This is a genomic window from Pseudomonas sp. B21-048, assembly GCF_024748615.1.
Taxonomy (GTDB): domain Bacteria; phylum Pseudomonadota; class Gammaproteobacteria; order Pseudomonadales; family Pseudomonadaceae; genus Aquipseudomonas.
In genome coordinates, this window is sequence record NZ_CP087168.1 from 417,346 (window position 1) to 436,491 (window position 19,146).

The 19,146-nt window shown below is 61.6% G+C and carries 20 protein-coding genes; 1 reads left to right on the forward strand and 19 read right to left on the reverse strand.

Annotated elements, in window-relative coordinates; translation table 11 throughout:
- Positions 1 to 82: 82 nt before the first annotated feature.
- Complete coding sequence (locus LOY56_RS01925) at positions 83 to 1,357, reverse strand: MFS transporter (RefSeq protein WP_258619272.1); 1,275 nt, start codon at positions 1,355 to 1,357, stop codon at positions 83 to 85.
- 118 nt (positions 1,358 to 1,475) lie between these two features.
- Between LOY56_RS01925 and LOY56_RS01930 the strand changes: the two genes are divergently transcribed.
- Complete coding sequence (locus tag LOY56_RS01930) at positions 1,476 to 2,378, forward strand: LysR family transcriptional regulator (RefSeq protein ID WP_258619274.1); 903 nt, start codon at positions 1,476 to 1,478, stop codon at positions 2,376 to 2,378.
- 74 nt (positions 2,379 to 2,452) lie between these two features.
- Here the strand turns inward: LOY56_RS01930 and LOY56_RS01935 are convergent, their stop codons facing one another.
- The 18 genes from LOY56_RS01935 to LOY56_RS02020 are packed head-to-tail and all read right to left on the reverse strand — an operon-like array spanning position 2,453 to position 19,137.
- On the reverse strand, positions 2,453 to 2,899 hold the full coding sequence (locus tag LOY56_RS01935; RefSeq protein WP_258619275.1) for an excinuclease: 447 nt from the start codon (positions 2,897 to 2,899) through the stop codon (positions 2,453 to 2,455).
- A 29-nt stretch (positions 2,900 to 2,928) separates the two neighbouring features.
- A complete protein-coding gene (locus LOY56_RS01940) occupies positions 2,929 to 4,155 on the reverse strand; it encodes a beta-ketoacyl-ACP synthase (protein ID WP_258619278.1) in 1,227 nt (408 codons plus the stop codon).
- A complete protein-coding gene (gene fabG / locus LOY56_RS01945) occupies positions 4,155 to 4,883 on the reverse strand; it encodes a 3-oxoacyl-ACP reductase FabG (RefSeq protein ID WP_258619280.1) in 729 nt (242 codons plus the stop codon). Before fabG ends, LOY56_RS01940 begins: the two co-directional genes overlap by 1 nt.
- Positions 4,883 to 5,341 carry a hotdog family protein gene (locus LOY56_RS01950; RefSeq protein ID WP_258619281.1) on the reverse strand — a complete coding sequence of 153 codons (459 nt, stop codon included), beginning with the start codon at positions 5,339 to 5,341 and terminating at the stop codon, positions 4,883 to 4,885. The genes fabG and LOY56_RS01950 overlap by 1 nt, the downstream gene beginning before the upstream one ends.
- Positions 5,338 to 6,534 (reverse strand): beta-ketoacyl-[acyl-carrier-protein] synthase family protein, encoded by a 1,197-nt coding sequence (locus tag LOY56_RS01955; RefSeq protein WP_258619282.1) that lies wholly within the window; start codon positions 6,532 to 6,534, stop codon positions 5,338 to 5,340. The genes LOY56_RS01950 and LOY56_RS01955 overlap by 4 nt, the downstream gene beginning before the upstream one ends.
- Positions 6,531 to 7,013: a DUF3261 domain-containing protein gene (locus LOY56_RS01960; protein WP_258619284.1), complete on the reverse strand. Its 483-nt coding sequence runs from the start codon at positions 7,011 to 7,013 to the stop codon at positions 6,531 to 6,533. Before LOY56_RS01960 ends, LOY56_RS01955 begins: the two co-directional genes overlap by 4 nt.
- Positions 7,013 to 7,738, reverse strand: a complete 726-nt coding sequence (locus LOY56_RS01965; protein WP_258619285.1) for a class I SAM-dependent methyltransferase — start codon at positions 7,736 to 7,738, stop codon at positions 7,013 to 7,015. Before LOY56_RS01965 ends, LOY56_RS01960 begins: the two co-directional genes overlap by 1 nt.
- On the reverse strand, positions 7,735 to 8,982 hold the full coding sequence (locus tag LOY56_RS01970; protein WP_258619286.1) for an NAD(P)/FAD-dependent oxidoreductase: 1,248 nt from the start codon (positions 8,980 to 8,982) through the stop codon (positions 7,735 to 7,737). Before LOY56_RS01970 ends, LOY56_RS01965 begins: the two co-directional genes overlap by 4 nt.
- Positions 8,969 to 10,129: a sodium:proton antiporter gene (locus LOY56_RS01975; RefSeq protein ID WP_258619287.1), complete on the reverse strand. Its 1,161-nt coding sequence runs from the start codon at positions 10,127 to 10,129 to the stop codon at positions 8,969 to 8,971. Before LOY56_RS01975 ends, LOY56_RS01970 begins: the two co-directional genes overlap by 14 nt.
- Positions 10,126 to 12,465: an MMPL family transporter gene (locus tag LOY56_RS01980; protein ID WP_258619288.1), complete on the reverse strand. Its 2,340-nt coding sequence runs from the start codon at positions 12,463 to 12,465 to the stop codon at positions 10,126 to 10,128. The genes LOY56_RS01975 and LOY56_RS01980 overlap by 4 nt, the downstream gene beginning before the upstream one ends.
- Positions 12,449 to 13,051, reverse strand: coding sequence for an outer membrane lipoprotein carrier protein LolA (locus LOY56_RS01985; RefSeq protein ID WP_258619289.1), 603 nt, complete (start codon positions 13,049 to 13,051; stop codon positions 12,449 to 12,451). The genes LOY56_RS01980 and LOY56_RS01985 overlap by 17 nt, the downstream gene beginning before the upstream one ends.
- A complete protein-coding gene (locus tag LOY56_RS01990) occupies positions 13,048 to 13,473 on the reverse strand; it encodes a thioesterase family protein (RefSeq protein ID WP_258619290.1) in 426 nt (141 codons plus the stop codon). Before LOY56_RS01990 ends, LOY56_RS01985 begins: the two co-directional genes overlap by 4 nt.
- Positions 13,466 to 15,010 carry a histidine ammonia-lyase gene (gene hutH, locus LOY56_RS01995; RefSeq protein ID WP_258619291.1) on the reverse strand — a complete coding sequence of 515 codons (1,545 nt, stop codon included), beginning with the start codon at positions 15,008 to 15,010 and terminating at the stop codon, positions 13,466 to 13,468. Before hutH ends, LOY56_RS01990 begins: the two co-directional genes overlap by 8 nt.
- The gene (locus LOY56_RS02000; protein WP_258619292.1) at positions 14,991 to 15,938 is read right to left on the reverse strand and encodes a glycosyl transferase; all 948 of its coding nucleotides are present in this window, start codon (positions 15,936 to 15,938) and stop codon (positions 14,991 to 14,993) included. Before LOY56_RS02000 ends, hutH begins: the two co-directional genes overlap by 20 nt.
- A complete protein-coding gene (locus LOY56_RS02005; protein WP_258619293.1) occupies positions 15,935 to 16,669 on the reverse strand; it encodes a glycosyltransferase family 2 protein in 735 nt (244 codons plus the stop codon). Before LOY56_RS02005 ends, LOY56_RS02000 begins: the two co-directional genes overlap by 4 nt.
- On the reverse strand, positions 16,662 to 18,344 hold the full coding sequence (locus LOY56_RS02010; protein ID WP_258619294.1) for an acyl-CoA synthetase family protein: 1,683 nt from the start codon (positions 18,342 to 18,344) through the stop codon (positions 16,662 to 16,664). The genes LOY56_RS02005 and LOY56_RS02010 overlap by 8 nt, the downstream gene beginning before the upstream one ends.
- Positions 18,341 to 18,886 carry a hypothetical protein gene (locus LOY56_RS02015; RefSeq protein WP_258619295.1) on the reverse strand — a complete coding sequence of 182 codons (546 nt, stop codon included), beginning with the start codon at positions 18,884 to 18,886 and terminating at the stop codon, positions 18,341 to 18,343. The genes LOY56_RS02010 and LOY56_RS02015 overlap by 4 nt, the downstream gene beginning before the upstream one ends.
- Entirely contained in the window at positions 18,883 to 19,137 is a 255-nt protein-coding gene (locus LOY56_RS02020) for an acyl carrier protein (protein ID WP_258619297.1), read from the reverse strand. The genes LOY56_RS02015 and LOY56_RS02020 overlap by 4 nt, the downstream gene beginning before the upstream one ends.
- Positions 19,138 to 19,146: the final 9 nt, after the last annotated feature.

The following is a 19,146-nucleotide window of genomic DNA, read 5'->3' on the forward strand; positions in this document are numbered from 1 at the left end:
CGCGATGGCGTCATCTCATACAACACATGTGCTGGGCCGACCATCGCTATCGCGGGCAAGCCCGCTCCCACAAGGTTTTGTGTCAGGCCTTCACATCGCCCAACGGTGGCAACTTCGCCAGCTTCAATGCCACCAACAACGCAATCACCAACAACCCGCCAATAAACAACCCGATCCCGTTCCAGCCACCCCAGTGCCAGGCCACACCGCCCGCCGTGCCCGCGATACTCGACCCGGCGTAATAGCTGAACAGGTACAGCGACGAAGCCTGTCCTCTGGCCTTGATCGCACGGCGACCAATCCAGCTGCTGGCTACCGAATGCGCCCCGAAGAAGCCGAAGGTAAAGATCAGCATGCCGAGAATCACCAGCGATAACGGCGTGAACATGGTCAGGGCGATGCCCGCGAGCATGACCACAATGGTTGCCCAGAGCACTTTGCGCCGGCCGAGCTGGTCGGCCAGGGCGCCGATTTTCGCCGAGCTGTAGATGCCCGACAGGTACACCACCGAGAGCAGCCCGACGAAGGCCTGATCCATGTGATACGGCTCGGCCAGCAGGCGATAGCCGATGTAGTTGAACAGCGTGACGAACGCGCCCATCAGCACGAACGCTTCGACAAACAATAGCGGTAGGCCGGCATCGCGAAAGTGCATGGTAAAGCCGTCCAGCAAGCTGCGCGGATGCAGCGAGCGAGCGCGGAAGTTGCGCGATTCCGGGAGGATTTTCCAGAACACCGCGGCGGCAATCAGTGCCAGGCCACCGATGACCAGCATCGCCGTGTGCCAGCTGACGAAGTCGATCAGTACGCCGACGATCAACCGCCCACACATGCCGCCGATGGCGTTGCCACCGATGTACAAGCCCATGGCCAGGCCAAGGTGCTGCGGGTGGATCTCTTCGCTCAGGTACGTCATCGCCACCGCCGCCAGACCGCTCAACGACAGCCCCACCAGCGCCCGCATCACCAGCACGCCCTGCCAGCTCGGGATCATTGCACTGGCCATGGTGCACAGCGCTGCGGCGAACAGCGCGGCGACCATCACCGGCTTACGCCCGATGCGATCAGAGATAGGACCGGTGATCAGCAAGCCGATGGCGAGCATGCCGGTGGCAACCGACAGGATCAGGCTGCTCTGGGCTGCGTTGATGGAAAACTCGCGGGACAGCAGCGGCATCATCGGCTGCACGCAGTAGAGCAGGGCAAAGGTCGCGAAACCGCCCGAGAACAGCGCCAGCACCGTGCGCATGAACATCGGCGTGCCTTTTTCGATGTAGATCTCGCTTAGCTCGGCGACGACGTCGTCCAGCGCAGTGAGCGGAATTTCATGGGCGAGTGGGGCGACAGCAGTTTTCACTTCGGACCTCGGAGGGTGCAGCCGGTCAGGCAATGAAAAAATCATATAACTGCCTAATAATTCAATCCAATATATTGTTCGACCTGTTTGATAGGTTTTACGACCTAATGGAGTTTTCATGGAATTACGCCACCTGCGCTACTTCATCGCCGTCGCCGAAGAACTGCATTTCGGCCGCGCCGCCCAAGTGCTGGGCATCTCGCAACCGCCGCTGAGCCAGCAGATTCAGGCGCTGGAGCAGGAGGTCGGTGCCCGCCTTTTCGAACGGACCAATCGTCGGGTCGAACTCAGTGAGGCGGGGCGGTTGTTTCTGGAAGAGGCGCGATTGGTACTGGCTCAGGTCGACAAAGCGGCGGATGTGGCACGGCGGGCACAGCTCGGTGAGTTGGGTGAACTGAAAATCGGCTTCACTTCATCGGCGCCGTTCAACTCGACCATTCCCCAGGCAATTTTCTCGTTTCGCCAGCGCTTTCCGGCGGTGCATTTGCATCTGCAGGAAATGAGCAGCACCCAAGTGGCCGATGCGCTGGTGGATGAGTCGATCGAAGTCGGCATCATGCGACCGCTGGGGTTGCCGGACTCGCTCAGCGTGGTGGAACTGACGCGCGAGCCATTGGTGGCGGTGCTCAGCTCCAAGCATCCGCTGGTGAGCTGCAGCGAAGAAGGCTTATTCCTCTCGGCGCTGGCCCTCGAACCGTTCGTATTTTTCCCACGTAGCTATGGCAGTGGTCTGTATGCCCAACTTCTCAGCTTGGCGCGGGATGCCGGTTTCAGCCCGCACTTTGCGCAAGAGGCTGGCGAGGCGATGACCATCATCGGGCTGGTGGCGGCGGGCTTGGGAGTGTCGGTGTTGCCGGCGTCTTATCAGCGGATGCGCATCGATGGCGTGGTGTATCGGCCTTTGCTCGATCCGGAAGCGGTGTCGGCGGTGTGGCTGGTGCAACGCAAGGATCAGAAATCGCCGATGGCGAAGGCGTTTGTGGAGTTGTTGACGCGTAAGGTTGAGCCGTTAATGCCATGACCGCGAGCGCCCGGAAAGAGGAAAGGGAAATGACTGTGAAAGGGCGCCGAAAGGCACCCTTTGTCGTTCTAGTGTTACTGAACCTTCGCCAAATCCCCTTTCAACGCAACGCCCGCCATGATCGCCCCAGCGTGGCATTCATAGGTTTTGGCATCCTTGCGCTCGTTGCTCTTGTAAAAGCTGACGATGTTGGTCACGGCGTTAGCGCCGGCGTTTTTCGCCGCTTGGTGCAGGCTGATGATTGCCGATTGCACGACCCACTCGCAGGCCACTTGGTCCGACTTGTTGAAGGCGTTGGTTTTCTTGTTAGTCACGGAACCCGCGCTGAGAACGGTGACGTTGCCTGCCGGTGTGTTGCCCGCCAGGTAGAACTTTACGCTGCCATCGATTTTGCCGGTGCGGGTAGCTTCGGCGACTGCTTTGTCAAAAGGCAGATACACCGCGGTATCACGGGCCTGGCTGATGCCCGGCAACGCGCAGATCAGCAGGGTGGCGGCGGTAGCGAGTTTCTTGAAGTGCATGGAGGTCTCCTTGACCCTGAGTAATTCGATTATGACCAGCGGCGGAAAATCAACGAGGTGTTGACCCCACCAAAAGCGAAATTGTTGTTCATCACGTACTGATTGCTCATCTGCCGGAACTCACCGCGCAGGTAATCGAGCTTGCCGCACCGCGGATCGACCTCATCAAGGTTGAAGGTGTGCACGTATTGGTCGCGGTTCATCATTTCGATGCTAAACCAGGACTCCAGCGCGCCGCAGGCTCCCAGGGTGTGACCGAGGAAACTCTTCTGCGAACTGATCGGCATGTGTTCGCCGAACAATGCGCTGGTGGCCAGTGTTTCGGCAATGTCGCCCTGTTCTGTAGCGGTGCCATGACCGTTCACGTAGCCGATGTCCGAAGGCTGCAGTCCGGCATCTTCCAGGGCGAGTTCCATGGCCCGGCGCATGGTGATTTGCTCGGGGCGGGTGGCGTGCTGACCGTCGGCGTTGCTGCCGAAACCGACGATCTCGGCATGGATATGTGCGCCGCGTGCCAGGGCGTGTTCGAGCTCTTCGAGCACCAGCATGCCGCCGCCTTCACCGATTACCAGGCCATCGCGGCCGGTGTCGTAAGGGCGAGGGCTGGTTTGCGGGGCATCGTTTTTCAGGCTGGTGGCGTAGAGCGCATCGAACACCATGGCTTCGGTCGGACACAACTCTTCGGCGCCGCCGGCGAGCATCAGCGGCAGACGGCCGAACTTGATCGATTCGTAGGCGTAACCGACGCCCTGGCTGCCGCTGGTGCAGGCGCTGGAGGTCGGGATCAGCCTGCCGGTGAGGCCGAAGAAGATGCTGATATTCGCCGCCGTGGTGTGCGGCATCATCCGCACGTAGGAGTTGGCGTTCAAGCCTTCGGCCACCGAGTTGAGCAGCATATTGCCGAATGCCTTGATCTCGTCGGTGCTGCCGGTGGACGAGCCACAGGCCACGCCCATGCGCCCGTCCTTGATCGATTCGTCTCCCAGCAGACCGGCGTCCGCCAGGGCCTGTTCAGCCGCGCCTACGGCCAGGCGCGAAACGCGGCCCATGCTGCGCAGTTGCTTGCGGGTCCAGTGGCTCGGCACCTTGAAGTCATCGATCGGCCCGGCCAGGCGGGTGCTGAGTTCGGTAAAACGATCCCACTCGTCCATCCGGCGGATGCCGCTGCGGTTGGCGGCGAAGTTGGCGGCGATGGTCTCCCAATCGCTGCCCAGTGAGGTGATGCCGGCCATGCCGGTGACGACGACGCGCTTCATCAGCACAGGCCTCCATTGACGGCCAGAACCTGCCGGGTGATGTACGACGCTTCCGCCGACATCAGGAAATTCACCGCGCCGGCCACCTCTTCCGGGGTGCCCATGCGTTGCGCGGGGATCATTTTCATCAGTTCTTCCACCGGCACGTTTTCATCGAGCATCGCCGTGTCGATCAGGCCGGGTGCGACACAGTTAACCGTGATTTTGCGCTTGCCCAGTTCGATCGCCAGCGCCTTGGCTGCGCCGATCAGACCGGCCTTGGATGCGCTGTAATTGACCTGGCCGCGATTGCCGATCAACCCGGACACCGAAGTAATGCAGACAATTCGCCCGGCGGCGCGACGACGGATCATCGGCATCATCACCGGGTGCAGCACGTTGTAGAAACCGTCGAGATTGGTGCGCATCACCAAATCCCAATCCTCTTCGCTCAGGGCCGGAAAAGCACCGTCGCGGGTCAGGCCGGCGTTGAGCACCACGCCGTAATAGGCGCCGTGGGTTTCGACGTCGGCTTCAAGAATCGCTTTGCAACGGGCACGGTCAGACACGTCAAATTGCAGGATGCGAGCGGTGCGGCCCAGGGCCTCGACTTCGGCCTTGACCGCTTCGGCGTCTGCCAGGCCACTGCGGCAGTGCAGCACAATGTCATGCCCGGCCCGCGCCAAGCGCAATGCAATGGCGCGGCCGATACCACGGCTGGAGCCGGTGACCAGTACGGATTCAGTCATCACTCGACTCCTTGGGGTTCATGAAGATATTGCGCGGCCTGAGGCGGGCGATACACGTTCAGCCGGCCGGTGGCGTGGATGCCAGGGGCAGTGAGGTGGCATTCGAACACACCCATGCCGTTGTCGTCTTCGAGCGAACGTATCCCATGGATGGTCAACTCGGTGCCGACGGGGAAGTGTTCCACGTTGCATTCGAATTTACGGGTGCCGAGCAGGAAGCCCAATTCCACCGCATTGCCTTTCTGGCGCGCATGGCAGCCGGCATACGCGGCGACGCTCTGGGCCATCAGCTCGATGCCGACCCAGGCCGGCAGGCTGCCGTCGGGGCGATTGAACAGGCCACCGGGTTTGACGGTGAGTCGGGTGTGAATCTGCTCGTCGTCGAACGACAGGATCTGCTCGATGAGGATCATGTCGCCGGCGTGCGGCAACAGTTCGGCGATCGGCCAGGCAATCATGGGGCGTCTCCGATAATCAGGCTGACGTTATTGCCACCGAAGGCAAAGGAATTGCTCATCAGGTAGCGAGGTGCAATGGACGCCAGGTGGTCGGTCGGGGTCACCCAATGCAGGGCCGGCAATTCAGGGTCGGGCTGACCGTCCCAGACGTGGGGCGGCAGGGCGTGCTCGCGGTTGTCCGCGCTCAGGCTCAACCAGCAGAACGCCGCCTCCAGGGCACCGGCAGCGCCGAGGGTGTGGCCGGTCATCGGTTTGGTCGATGAGCAGGGCACGCCTTGCGGGAATAGTGTGGTCACGGCCAGGCTTTCCATGGCGTCGTTGTGTTGGGTGGCGGTACCGTGCAGGTTCAGGTAACTGATCTGCTGCGGTTGCAGGCCTGCGCGGCTCAAGGCTTTGTGCATCGCCTGCTGGGCGCCACGGCCGGTTGGTTCCGGCGCGGAAATATGATGCGCATCGGAGCTGGCGCCACTGCCGAGCAGGGCAACCGGTTGGCTGTTACCGGCGTTTTTGCTCATCAGAAACAGCACCGCGGCTTCGCCGATGTTGATGCCATTGCGGTTCGCCGAGAACGGATTGCAGCGCTGTTCGGACACCGCTTCCAGGGCCGAGAAACCGTTGAGGGTCAGCTTGCACAAACTGTCGACACCACCGCACAACACGGCGTCGCACAGGCCCAGATCGAGTAGTCGTTGAGCACTCATCAGCGCGCGGGCGCTGGAGGTGCAGGCGGTAGAAATTACATAGGCCGGGCCGCTCAATTGCAGCCAGTCGGCGAGAAACGTCGCTGGCGCGCCGAGTTCCTGTTGCTGATAGTCATAATCGGCGGGGAACTGATGCTCACGGATGTAATGGGCCAAGCCTTGGCTGGCCTCGTGAATGCCCGAGGTGCTGGTGCCGAGAATGACGCCGATACGGTCGCGGCCGTAGGTCTGGATGGCCTGCTCGATGTCTTGGCGAATTTGCAGCGCGGCCTCCAGCAGCAATTGATTGTTGCGACTGCTTTGCTGCGCCAGCTCAGGCGGAATCGGCGCCAATTCACCGCGCACCGCCGCGACTGGCAACGAGCGTTCAACGACCCAGCCGGTCTCGCTGCGCATGCCCGAGCAATCGCCGGCAAACAGGTTGCGGGCGACTTCCTGCTTGTCGCGGCCCAGGGCGCAGATCACTCCGAGTGCATTCAGATAAGCCGTCATGGCGTGTGCTCGCCTAACGGAGTGACGCGATAGTGCGGGCCTTGGGACACGTTCAATTCAAAGCTCAGTGGTTGTGAATAGCGGATGTTCCAGCGCGGTGGCAAGGACCGTTGCCCGCCATCCTGCCGGGCGGCGGGATAATTGCCCTGCAATTCGCCCGCTGGGGTCAACGCAAACAACAAGGCAGCAAACAGCTCCCGAGCTTCCGGATTGGGCGGCAGCAGGCCGTCGGCCTGCCATTGGCTATCGATCAGCTTCTGCCGTGCTACGGGAATCCCCAAAGGGTCCATCATTGACCAGCGAATGCCCGGGCCTTCACGCTGGATTACCAGCAGCCAGTCCAGACGTTGCTCGGCCATCTGCCGTTCGATGTGCAGTTGCAGCGGCAACACCAGGTTCGGGGTTCGCTCGGGCAGCGGCGCCTGGCTGGCGCAGGCACTCAGCAGCAGGACACAACCCAGGAGCAGGAAACGGATCATCAGGCACACCCTTCAAGGGGCTTGCGCGCGACCACATTGACCAGGGTTTCTTCCCGCTGGCCAAAGGGTTTCGGCTGGCGCAGGCCGAAGCGTTCGAGCAGGCCGAAATCCTTGGCGCGACTCCACCACAAGTAAGGGTAAGACACGTTCTGCGGGCCGAATTCAAAACCCTGGCGACGAATCATGTCCAGGTAGCCGGCGGCGCTCTTCTGCACGTGCATCGGGTGGCGGAACAGCCAGCGAATCACCCACGTATCAATGTAAGCCTCGGTGGACTCGGCGAACAGCAAATAGCCGCCCGGCTTGAGCACCCGATAGAACTCGGCCAGGGCTTGATCCTGCTTGACGAGGTGATGGAAAGTCTGGTGACAGAACAGCAGATCGACACTGGCGTCCGGCACTTTGATGCTCGCGCAGTCACTGCCAATCAGTTCTACATCCATGCCCTGGCGGGCCGCTTCTTCACCGCTCAGGTTCAGGCTGTGAGGATCGGCATCCAGCCCGAGCAGGCGCCGAGGCGCGAAGGTCTGGCGCAGGTACTGGAACGACTTGCCCTGGCCGCAACCGGCATCCAGCAATACCGGATCAGCGGGCAGCGGCGTGCTGAACAGACCGCGCAAATCATTGATCGCCACGCGCAATACATGGTGCTGCCAGGTGTGACTGCGCAGGAACCAGAAACCGAAACGGGTTTCTTCGACGTAGTTGTCGCTCAAGTAACTCATGTCGGATCCTGTGCGCAATGGTCCGAGATCATCCGCAGCCGACGTTTGGGTTCGCTGACGAAGGGGTTGCGTTCATCCCAGGCGTAACCCGCGAGGATCGAGCTGATCATACGGCGGATATCCGCTGTGCCGTGCTGATAGAAAATTACATCCTGAAAGGTCCCCGCGTACCAGCCTTCGACGTAGCAACGGAAGGTGTTGACGCCGCGCTTGAGCGGCTCGGCGAACTCGGTCTGCCAGTCGACGCTTTCACCTTGCAGTTGGCGGTGCAGCACCCCGGCAGCCATGCTTGCCGAGCGCATGGCGATGGTCACGCCGGAGGAGAACACCGGGTCGAGAAATTCCGCCGCATTGCCCAGCAGGGCGAAACCTTGGCCGTGCAGCGTTTTGACGTTGGCCGAGTAACCGCCGATGGTCCGCGCGGGCGTATCCCACACAGCGTTATCCAGCACACCGGCCAGGCTTGGAGTTTCTGCGATGAAGCCGCGCAGGCAGTCGTCCAGATTCTCGGTGCGGCCTTCGAAGTGTTCGGCGGCCGCCACTACGCCCACCGAGCAACGACCGTTGCTGAACGGGATGGTCCAGAACCAGATATCACGCTGGGTCGGATGGGTGGTGATGAGGATTTTTTCCCGGTCGAAAGCCGGGTTGTCGATACGGTCTTCGACATGGGTGAACACGGCCTGGCGCACTGGAAAGTTCGACGGTGCTTCAAGGTCCAGCAAGCGTGGCAGCACGCGACCGTAGCCGCTGGCATCGAGCACGAAGTTGGCCTCGACGCGGTATTGGCTGCCGTCTTCGCGAAGCACATCGAGCTGCGGTTTCGCCAGGCTGAAATCGGCGTTGACGATGGCTTCGCCGTAACGCACGTCGACCCCTTGCAACTCAGCCTGATCGGCCAGCAGCTTGTCGAAATCGGCGCGCTGGACCTGGAACGTCGTCGGCTTGCCATTGCTGAATGTGTCACCGAAATCGAAGGCGCTGTACTGATCGCCCCAAGCGAACGCTGCACCGTTTTTGCGCTGGAAACCGGCGGCGTTTACCGCCTCGAGCATGCCGGCTTCTTCGACGAAATCCAGGCAGTGGGACAGTAGGCTTTCACCGATGGAAAACCGTGGGAAATGCTGGCGCTCGATCATCAGCACATCATGACCTTTACGCTTGAGCAGCGCGGCGGCGATGGCGCCCGAGGGGCCTGCGCCGATCACCAGTACCTGACGACGTTCCATTTCAATTGTTGGCACGGGTGCTCCTTGCCGGGACGGCGATGTTCAAAGGGATTCGGTGCATGCCAGCCAGTGCCGGCAGCAGGGTTGCGATCAGGCCCATCAACATCAGCGCGAAATACAGCGCCGGGCTGATGAGCTGTTGTTGCAGCAGCAGGTTGAGAAAGACAATCTCGCTCAAGCCGCGAATATTCAGTAAAAGGCTTTCCCGCCAGCGGTTGGCACCTTCAAACGAGGCGCCAGCCCAGCCCAGACCCAGCCAGTTGCCCAGCAATTTGCTGGCAATCGGCAACAGCAGGAGCGCGGCCAGTTGCAACCCGTCGAGACTATCGATGGCGCTGTGCACGTTGATCTGCACGATGCCGAACGTGAGGATCAGCGGGATGGCGATCCAGGTCTGCAAACGGCTCATCCACGCCGCCGACAATGGCAGCACCAAGGGTACCTTGAGCGCGGCCATGCACAGCAGGTAGCCGATGCCGAAAATCAGCGCATTGAGTTTGAAATGTTCGGCGACCACCAGTAGCGCGAAGAAACAGCCGCTGTGCAGCAACGGTTGGCGCAAGCCGAGCAATCGCAGCAACAACGGCAGGCAGGCGCCAGCCAGCGGTAGCAAGAGGCTGCTCAGGTGCAGGCTGCCCTGGGCGAACGCGAACAGGGTCCAGCAGGTCAGGTCGATCAGGATCGCGGTCTGCACCAGACGCCGGGTGGCAGCGGGCGGATAGTTGATGTGTCGCAGGTACAGATACAACACCGGAATCGCGGTGATGGCGAACAGCAGACCGACCGCCAGCGAACTGATCCACGGCTGCGGCGGCAACAGCCAGACCGCTGTCGTCAGCCCGCAGGCAAAGGGAATGCAGAAACTTGGTAAGGCAATTTTCAGGCTCTGGCGTTCCAGCCGCAGGTCGATCACGTCGCTGAGGATGTGCCCCAGCAGCAAGGCAAAACTCAGGCTGTAGAGGTTCTTCAGCCAGCCCTGCGAGATCAGATCGGTACCGCTGAGATGCCAGCCCGGTTCGATCCACAAGTACATCAGCAGCGGCAGGCCGAAGGTCGCCAGCAACAACTGGCTGACGATCGGAATCAGACCGAAATGACGACCGACACGGGTAGCCACGGCGAACAACACCAAGGCCATCACCCAGAACATCGCGACCATCATACTGCCGGCTCCGTAATCGCTGCGATATGGACTTGGCGTCCGGCCCATGGCGCCAGGATGAAGCTGAACGCCAGGCCGAGGCTCACCGACAAACCGAAGTTACTCACCGCCGGTGTGCTGGATACCGCCAGCAGGCCGAACGACAGCCAGGTAGTCACCGCTGCCAGCAAGGTGCCCAGCAGACTCGCCGCGGCACCGCCGATCTGTTCGCGCATGAGGATCGCGTAATCGACGCTGATGGCCGTCACCAGCAACAGGCCGAACAGGCTGAACAGCGTCAGCGGCTGACCGAGCCAACCGAGACTGGCCAGACTGCACAGGGCCGCCAGCAGCGGCAGAGAGACAATTCGCAACGCGCCACCGAAACCGAATGGCAGGATCAGCACCAGCACGATCAGTACACAGGAAGCGAGTTTCAATTCAGCGGCGCTGATTTGGGTGGCGGCGAAAACCTGGTTCAGTTCGCCGAGACGGTCCACCAGCTGCACGCCCGGTAAATCTTGCGCCTGGACCCGCAATAGCGCGGGATTGTTCAAGCCTTGCAGGCTGACCATCGCGGCCACGCCGTCATCGGACGGCCCCAGCCACAGGGTGCGATAGGGCTCGGCCAATGGGCCGGCCAGCGCTGCGTCGATGTCTTCGGTGGGCAGCGTCTGCAATGCTGCCAACTCGGCCTGCAACGCGGCGGCTGGCACGCCGAGATCGAGCAACGGTTGCCAGAACTGCGGCAGCTTGCTCAGTGCTTCACGCACTTTGCGCTGTTCGCTCGGCGGGCTGACCAGTTGATTGATCGATAGATAACCCTGAAGTTTCTCCAGATTGACCAGTTGATCCAGACGCTCGCTCAGTGCCGTCAGGCGTTCGAGCAACGCCTGCTGATTGGCCGCGCGCACCAGGAAAAACTGGCTGGTAGGTTGATAACCGGTGATGCGTGCGATGGTCTGGGCTTCGTCAGTCAGTTGCTGCGGCGTGCCGATCCATTGGCGAATATCGTTTTTGCTCTGCAGCTGCAACAGACCGCCGACGCAGAAGGCGATCAGCAGCGCCAGTAATACCGGCGTTCGTACGTATTTGAGCAACGTTTCACGCAGCTCCAGCAACTTCTCGGCGATGCGCATCGGCCATTGCGCCGGCCGCAGAACTACGCCTTTGAGCAGCGCCGGCAGCAGGCACACGGCCGACAGGTAGGCGCCCAGCAGCCCGGCGGCGGAGAACACGGCAATTTGGGTCAGGGCCGGGAACGGCGTCCAGGCCAGGGCCAGGTAGCCGATACAACTGGTGATCAGGCTCAGCGTCAGCCCCGGCAGGGTCATGCGCAACGCCGGCCAGCTGTGCCAGGGTTTCAGGCTCCAGCTCTTGGACAGGTAATGCAGCGGGTAATCCACCGCCACGCCGATCAGGCTTGAACCCAGCACCAGCGTCATCACATGCATGTGACCGAACAGCGCCACGCAGGCCACCGCGCCGAACAGCATGCCCACCAGCACCGGGACGAAGGCCAGCAACACCCGCCAACGCCGGAAGGCCAGCAACAGCAACAACAGAATCCCGACCGTGGCGCCGCCGCCGACCCAGGTCATTTCGCGAGCGGCTTGCCGTTGACCGCTGGCGGCGTACAGCAGGCCACTGGCGGCGAGCAGTTGCACATCCGACCGGGTGGCTTCTTCGCGACTGTGCTGGAGCAGGTCAGCCACTTGCAGCGGCAGGCTCATGTCGAACGCGTTGCCGGCGGTTCGCGCTCGCAGCATCACCCAACTCTTGCCGTCGGCATCGGCAACCAGCGTTCCGCTGCCGATGTCCAGTTGCACCGAACCATGCTGTGGCTGGCTGTTCTGGATGCGCCCGGTCAGGCCGAGCCAGTCGTCCTGGCTCGGTACCAAGCTGAAACCGGTAAACGGGTCGAACAGGGCTTGTACCCGTTGCTGAACAAAGGCGTCGGGGTGTTCGATGAGTTGCTGCCGGTCGGCCGCGGACAGCATCGCCAGTCGGCCTTGCAGCAATTGCGTGCGCAGCGCTGGCAAGTCGGCTTGCAGGTTCCACTGGACCTTTTCGAAGACGCCGCTGGCCTGCCACTGCTCGCCGAGCTTTTGCGCCATGGCGATGGCTTGCTGGCGGTCTTTATGGCCGACCAGCACCAGCATTTCCCGGTTCAGCGGTTCTTGCATACGTTGTTCGGCGCGCAGTTCCAGCGCGTCCGGCGCGGTGCCAGGCACCAGTTCCATCAAGTTGGCCGACAGCGGTGCGTCGCCACGCCATTGCCAGCCGGCGAGCGCGAGCACCGCCAGCAGCAGGAGCAGAAACAGCCGCGGCAGCATTCGTTCACTCGGCAAAGTCATGTTGCTCCGCATCGCTCAACGGTTGGGCGCTGGTGCTGTCCTGCATGCGCAACTGGGTTCGGTCGCCCTGGGTTTCGAGCAGCTCGATGCTGTGCACCAGTTCGCCGCCGTCAATGTTGATCTGATTGAACACCTGCTTGAGCAGCATCGAACGCGGGGTCAGGGTCAGCTTCCAGTTTTGTGCGTCGCCGCTCAGCGACAGCTCGAAATCCCGCTGCAGGCCGCTGCTGTCGCCTTGCAGCACCGCGAGGAACAAACGGTTCTGCTCGGCACCGGCACTCTTGTTCGGCAGCATTTGCCAACCGTTGGCATCACGTCGGGCAATGCCCTTGTCGCTGATGCGATAGTCCTGTTGCAGCGGGGTTTTCAGCAGCCAGAGCAGGCCGTGATTCTTCGCCAGAACAAAGGTGCCCTTGCTGGTCAGCGGCTGGGGCAGGGCACGCAGGTGTTTTTCCTGGATGAAGCTGCCGTGGATCACGTCGGGCTTGGCCAGTTGATCGCTGAGTTGCTGTAGATCGAAAGCCTGCGCCAATGATGAAAGCCCGAGCAACGCTAAAGCGCCGAGGCATTTGAACAGCGAATTCATGGGAGCATCCTTTCAACCGCGTCGGTGAACACCTTCGGTGAAGCGAGCTGCATTTCGCGGCTGCTCATGTCGACGGCGACCTGGACTGAAACAGCGCGGGTCAAACGTTCACCGGTTGCGAGGTCGCTGATCAGGTAATTGATCTTCAGACGGTTTTCCCACTCCACCAGGTTGGCACGCACATTCAGCTTCTGGCCGAACACGGCACCGCGCACATAGCGCAGCTGCAAGTCGATCACCGGCCACGCGAAACCTGACGCCACCATGGCTTCGTAGTTGTGGCCGATCTTGTCCAGCAGCGCACAGCGAGCGACTTCCAGGTATTTGACGTAATGGCCGTGCCAGACCACGTTCATGGTGTCGACGTCAAAAAACGGTACGAGGATTTCCGTGTCGGTGTGAAGCACTCCCTTGCTACGCATGCAGCCTCCAGTGTTGATCGGCGATGCGTTTCAGGCACAGGCGTAATTCGCCTTCCAGCGCACGGTCTTCGATGACCGGCGGGAAGTCCTTGGCCAATTCTTCGTGCATCGCGGCCAGGGCCGGTGGCAGTGGGCGCGCGTCTTCAGCCTGGCCGCGCAGCCAGACGCCTTGGTTGGCGGCCAGCAGCGTGGCGGCGGCGACCTGTTCGGTCAGCTCCAGCACACGAATGGCGTCGCGGGCAGAGATGGTGCCCATGCTGACTTTGTCCTGGTTGTGGCACTCGGTGGAACGCGAGAAGACGCTGGCCGGCATGGTGTTTTTCAGGGCCTCGGCGGTCCAGGCGCTGGTGCCGATCTGCACGGCCTTGAAGCCGTGGTTGAGCATCGCGCGGTCGGCGGTTGCGCCAGACAGATTGCTCGGCAAACCATGGTTGTAACGCTCGTCCACCAACAGTGCGAGCTGACGGTCGAGCAAGTCAGCGACGTTCGCCACCAGGGTTTTCAGGCTGTCCATGGCGAACGCGATATGGCCGCCGTAGAAGTGCCCACCGTGCAGCACGCGTTCGGCTTCGGCGTCGATGATCGGGTTGTCGTTGGCGCTGTTGAGTTCGATCTCGATGAACGAGCGCAGCCAGTTCAGGCTGTCGGCCAATACACCGAGCACGTGCGGCGCACAACGCAGGGAATAGCGGTCTTGCAGGCGATGCAGCGGCGCGGTCGGCGCATCGATCGCCAGGTCCTTGCGCAACCACGCGGCGACTTGCATCTGCCCAGGATGAGGTTTGGCCGCGAACAGGCGCTCGTCGAAGTGCTCCGGATTGCCCTGCAACGCGACCACGTTCAGCGCGGTAATGCGCGTGGCCAGTTGCAGCAGGTAATCAGCGCGGGCGTAAGCCAGGCAGGCGAGACCGGTCATGACGGCGGTGCCGTTCATCAATGCCAGTGCTTCTTTGGGGCGCAATACCAGCGGCTCCCAGCCCAGTTCGCGGTGCACATCGGCGGCTTGTCGACGCTCGCCACGAAACATCACGTCGCGCTCGCCGGACAAGGTCGCGGCCACATAGGACAGCGGCGTCAGATCACCGCTGGCGCCCACCGAACCTTCTTCCGGGATCAGCGGCAGGATGTCGTGTTCGAGGAAGGCTTGCAGACGTTCCAGCAACTCCACGCGCACCCCGGAAACGCCGTGGCACAGCGACTGCAAACGCGCTGCCAGCACCGCACGGGTGGCTTGGGCGTCGAGCAGTTTGCCCAGGCCGCAGCCGTGAAACGTGTACAGATGACGGGGCAATGCCTCGACGTGATGCAGCGGCACCGCGACCACACAGGAATCGCCATAACCGGTGGTCACGCCATAGATCACACCTTCCTTGTCCAGCAGGGAGTCAAGGAACTGCGGGCCCTTGGCGATGCGCTGGCGAAACTCAGGGTCGTTTTGCAACTGCGTCGGCGCCTGACGGTTGGCCAGGGCCAGCACGTCTTCGATGCGCAAAGGGAGTTCGCCGAAGGTTACCGGCTCAAGCGTTGGCGTCGTCATCGGTCTTCCAGAAAGGGTAAAAGTTGAACCATTGTTGGGGCGCTTCGAGGCAATAGTGACCCAGGCGTTCGGCGTAGCGGGAGGCGCACTGGTGAATGACCTGTTCGCGGTCGCCGCGTTTCCACACGATGGCATCGGCGAACGGTTCAAGGGTCAGTCGATACTCGCCCGTGGGTTTCTTCAGGCACAGCATCAGGTTGATCGGGCATTTCAGCAGGCCGGCCAGCAGCCATGGGCCCTGAGGAAACGCGGCTTGATAGCCGAGGAAATCCACGCTCACGCTGCGTCCGCCATGCAGCGGCACGCGGTCGCCGGCAATTGCCAGCCATTCGCCGCGCTCCAGGCGTTCATGCAGTTGCAGCATGATTACCGGGTCCAGTTCGCTGACCTGAATCAGCCGCAGATTGGTCGCCCCGGCTTCGCCCAGCAGACGGTTGAATTGTTCGGCGTGCTTGGTATGCACCAGCACGTTCATGGTGACTTTCTCGCCGATCTCGGCCAGCGCCCGACAGACCTCGAGATTGCCCAGGTGCGCGCCCACCAGCATTTGCCCGCGTGTGCCGCGCAGTTTGTTGCGCAGCAGCGCCGGGTCGATGATTTCGATTTGCTCGATGCTCAGCTTGCCGTTCCACACGTCGAGTTTGTCGAGCATGGAGTCGGCGAAGGCCATGAACTGGCCAAACACCCGCCAATGGGTCGGGCGCAATTCATTGCGAGCGCTCCAGTCGGCAAGCCGCTGCTGGTATTGCCAGGCGCTTTGGCGGGCGCTGCGCCCGAACAGAAAAAAGTACAGCACGATGCCGTACAGCAACGGGCTCAACAACCGACGGCCCAAGACTTTTGCGCAGAGCGCGGTGAACTTCATCAGCCAGAAGCTGCCACGTTCCTGGTGGTCGGCCCAGTGCTGTTTGTCTGCGTTGTCGCTCATGCTCGCCACCGTCGCCAGAGGATCACCGGTGCCCGCAGCAACATGCCGAAGAACAGCCGGGTGTGCATGCTCGAAATCAGTACATTGTCGTGGAACAAGCGGAAATGCGAGACGCCATCCAGAGGGTAATGGACCCTGGTTTTCAGCCACTGCATCGGCTGATTGCGCCAGGCCAGGCGTACCAGAATGTCGGAGTCGAAGTCCATGCGTTTACCTATTCTGGCCGAGTCGATCAGTGCCAGGGTTGACGGTAATGGATAGACGCGGAAGCCGCACATGGAGTCGCGAATCTGCAACGACAGGGTGTTGATCCAGACCATCACATGAGTCAGGTAGCGGGCGTACAAACGCCCCCTCGGGACGCTGGCGTCGTAATGCGGGTAACCGCAGATCACCGCTTCGGGATGGGTGCGCGAATGCTCAATGAACACTTTGACGTCTTGCAGGTCATGCTGGCCGTCGGCGTCCACCTGCAAGGCATGGCTGAAGCCCAGCCGCGAGGCTTCGCGCAAACCGGTCATTACCGCGCCGCCCTTGCCTTGATTGACGGTGAGCCTGATCAGATAAACCCGATCACGCAGGGCCAGTCGGTCAAGCACTTTGGCGCAGACCGGACTGCTGGCATCGTCCACCAGAATGCATGGCAGGCCACAAGCAAGCAGCGCCTCAACCACGGCAGTGATGGCGGTTTCGTGGTTGTAGACCGGGATTACGGCGCAGGGGTTATGCATTGCCTGAGGCCTCCAGCAAAATCCGCCCACTGGAGCACATGGCGGTTTCATTGCGATAGGCGAAATACAATTTGCCGCGTGCCGGGTCGAAGCGCAGGTGCAGCTGGATTTCATCACCGGGACGCACCAGTTGCTGGAATTTCAGCACTTCCATACCGGCGAATTTCGCCGGCAGGTCCATCAATTGCTGGCCCAGGCTCAATGCCCAATCCACCTGCACCACACCGGGCAATACCGGCGTTTGAGGGAAATGGCCGCTGAAATATGCCAGGTCTGGCGGGACAGCCAGTTGCAGGTTCCACTCGCCATCGGTGTCGATCTGTTCCAGCACTTGCGGCGCCTTTGGGCGTGGTGCCAGCAATATGCTCTCCACTTCGGCCTGAGGCAGTTTGCCTTGAGCGTTCAGTGGCAGTTGTCGCAACAGGCGCCAGCGACGGGGCAGAGCGAGTGCTTCGCAATGCTGGCTCAGGTGTTGGCGCAACTCCTGAGTAAGAGTACGTCGACCCTGATTGCGCAAGGCATGCAAACCCTGCTCGCTCAACACCAGCAACGCGCCCAGCGAAGCACGGTTTTCCTGGACGACGCCAAGCCGCGCTTCAGCGACCCACTCATGGGTCATCAGCGCCTGTTCCAACATCGGTAGCGAGATACGTTTTTCTTCCAGTTTGACGATCCGGTCCAACCGTCCCAACAGCTCGAAACGGCCGTCGGCGGCGATGCGCGCGGAATCGGCGGTGTGTTCGATATGGCCGGCCGGCAAGTACGGTGACGCAATAAGCAGGGCGCCATCGCTGTCCTGGCTCAGCGCAACTTCGGCGAAGGGCTGCCAGAGATTCTGGCCCTGACGCCAGGCGATGCCGCCGGTTTCCGAGCTGCCGAAGATTTCGGTCGGCCACTGTTGCAGGCGTTCATACAGGCTTTGCGCCGCTTCGGCGGGCAACGCGCCACCGGAGGAAAACACTCGGCGCACCGCGTTCAGCGCTGGCCAGTCGAGGTTGTCGCCCATGCGTTTGAGCAGCGCCGGGCTGGCGACCCAGGCGAAGGCCGGGTGTTCGCGGCTGGCGCGTTGCAGGTCTTCCGGGAAGGCCAGTTGTTTACGCACGAACGAGCGCCCGGCGCACAACGGCCACAGCACGCGAAACAGCAACCCGTAGATATGTTGAGTGGCGACGCTGCCGATGATGCGGGCTTCGCCCAGATCCGCGCCCCACAGATGCTCCAGCGCTTGGACTTCATTGGCCAATTGGCGCAGGGTTTTGTCGATGCGCTTGGGCTCGCCACTGGAGCCGGAGGTGCACAGGCTCAGCTGACAACGATCCAGGTCCAGTGGGTTGGCCGGCAGCGGTGGATGCTGATAGTCGCTCAGGTGCGCGTCGTCGGCCTGATCGGTCAGCCACAGATCGACCTCGGTCGACCAGCGCTGGCGAGTCTGCGCTTGCAGATCGGCGGGCAGCAGCACGCTGACCCCGGCACGCCAGGCGCCGAGCAGGGCAATGGCCAGGTCGGCGGCGTCCTCAAGGTGCACGGCGATGCGCTGCACGCCCTGCGCTTGCAGACCGGCAGCCAGGCTCAGGGCCTGTTCGCACAATTGCGCGTGATTCAACGCCGGTTCCACCGTCACGGCACGGTCCGGCTGAGCCTTGAGCAACAATTGCTCAAGTGTTATCCAATTCATGGGCGGCCTCTTACCCGTTGTCGTATAAGCCATTCAATGGCAAACATCAGGCCGATCAATCCATAGGAGATCAGGCCGGTGTACAACATCCACCAACTCAGCGGCGCCCAAAGAGTCAGGGCGGCGGCGCACAAGCCGTTACAGAGAAAAAACACGCTCCAGGCAATCGTCACCTGGCGGGTGTAGCGAATGGCCCTGGCCGGTAATTGCGGTTCTCGCAGACGGGCCAGGCGTTCAATCACCGGTGGGCCATATTTCAGGCTAAGACCGAACAGCACCAACATGAATGCGCTGATCAGCACCGGGTACCAGCGCAGCAGCACCGGGCTGTCGAACAGCGCCAGCAGTAGGCAGAACGCGATGGCGACTGTGGCCATCCACAGGCTGCCAGGCCTCCGCTCGCCGGTCAGCGCCCGGGCCAGCCACAAGCTCCCCAGCAACAGACCGAACTGCCACGGGGCAAAATGCTCCATGCCGAAATACACCGCAAAGGGGTACAACAGGCCTGCCAGCAGCAGGCCCAGGCCGATCAGTCGGCTCATGCGACGGGTTGAACCAGACGGTAGACCGCCTCGACCACATCGCTGACGGTACGTACCGATTTGAATTCTTCGGCGGCGATTTTCTTGCCGGTCTGGCGTTTGATGTGATCGATCAGGTCGACGGCATCGATGCTGTCGATTTCCAGATCCTGGTACAGGTTGGATTGCAGACTGATGCGTTCGGGGTCCAGCTCGAAAAGTTCGACCAGAGCATCGCGCAGGGTATTGAAAATATCGTCACGAGTTTGCATGGTCCGGTC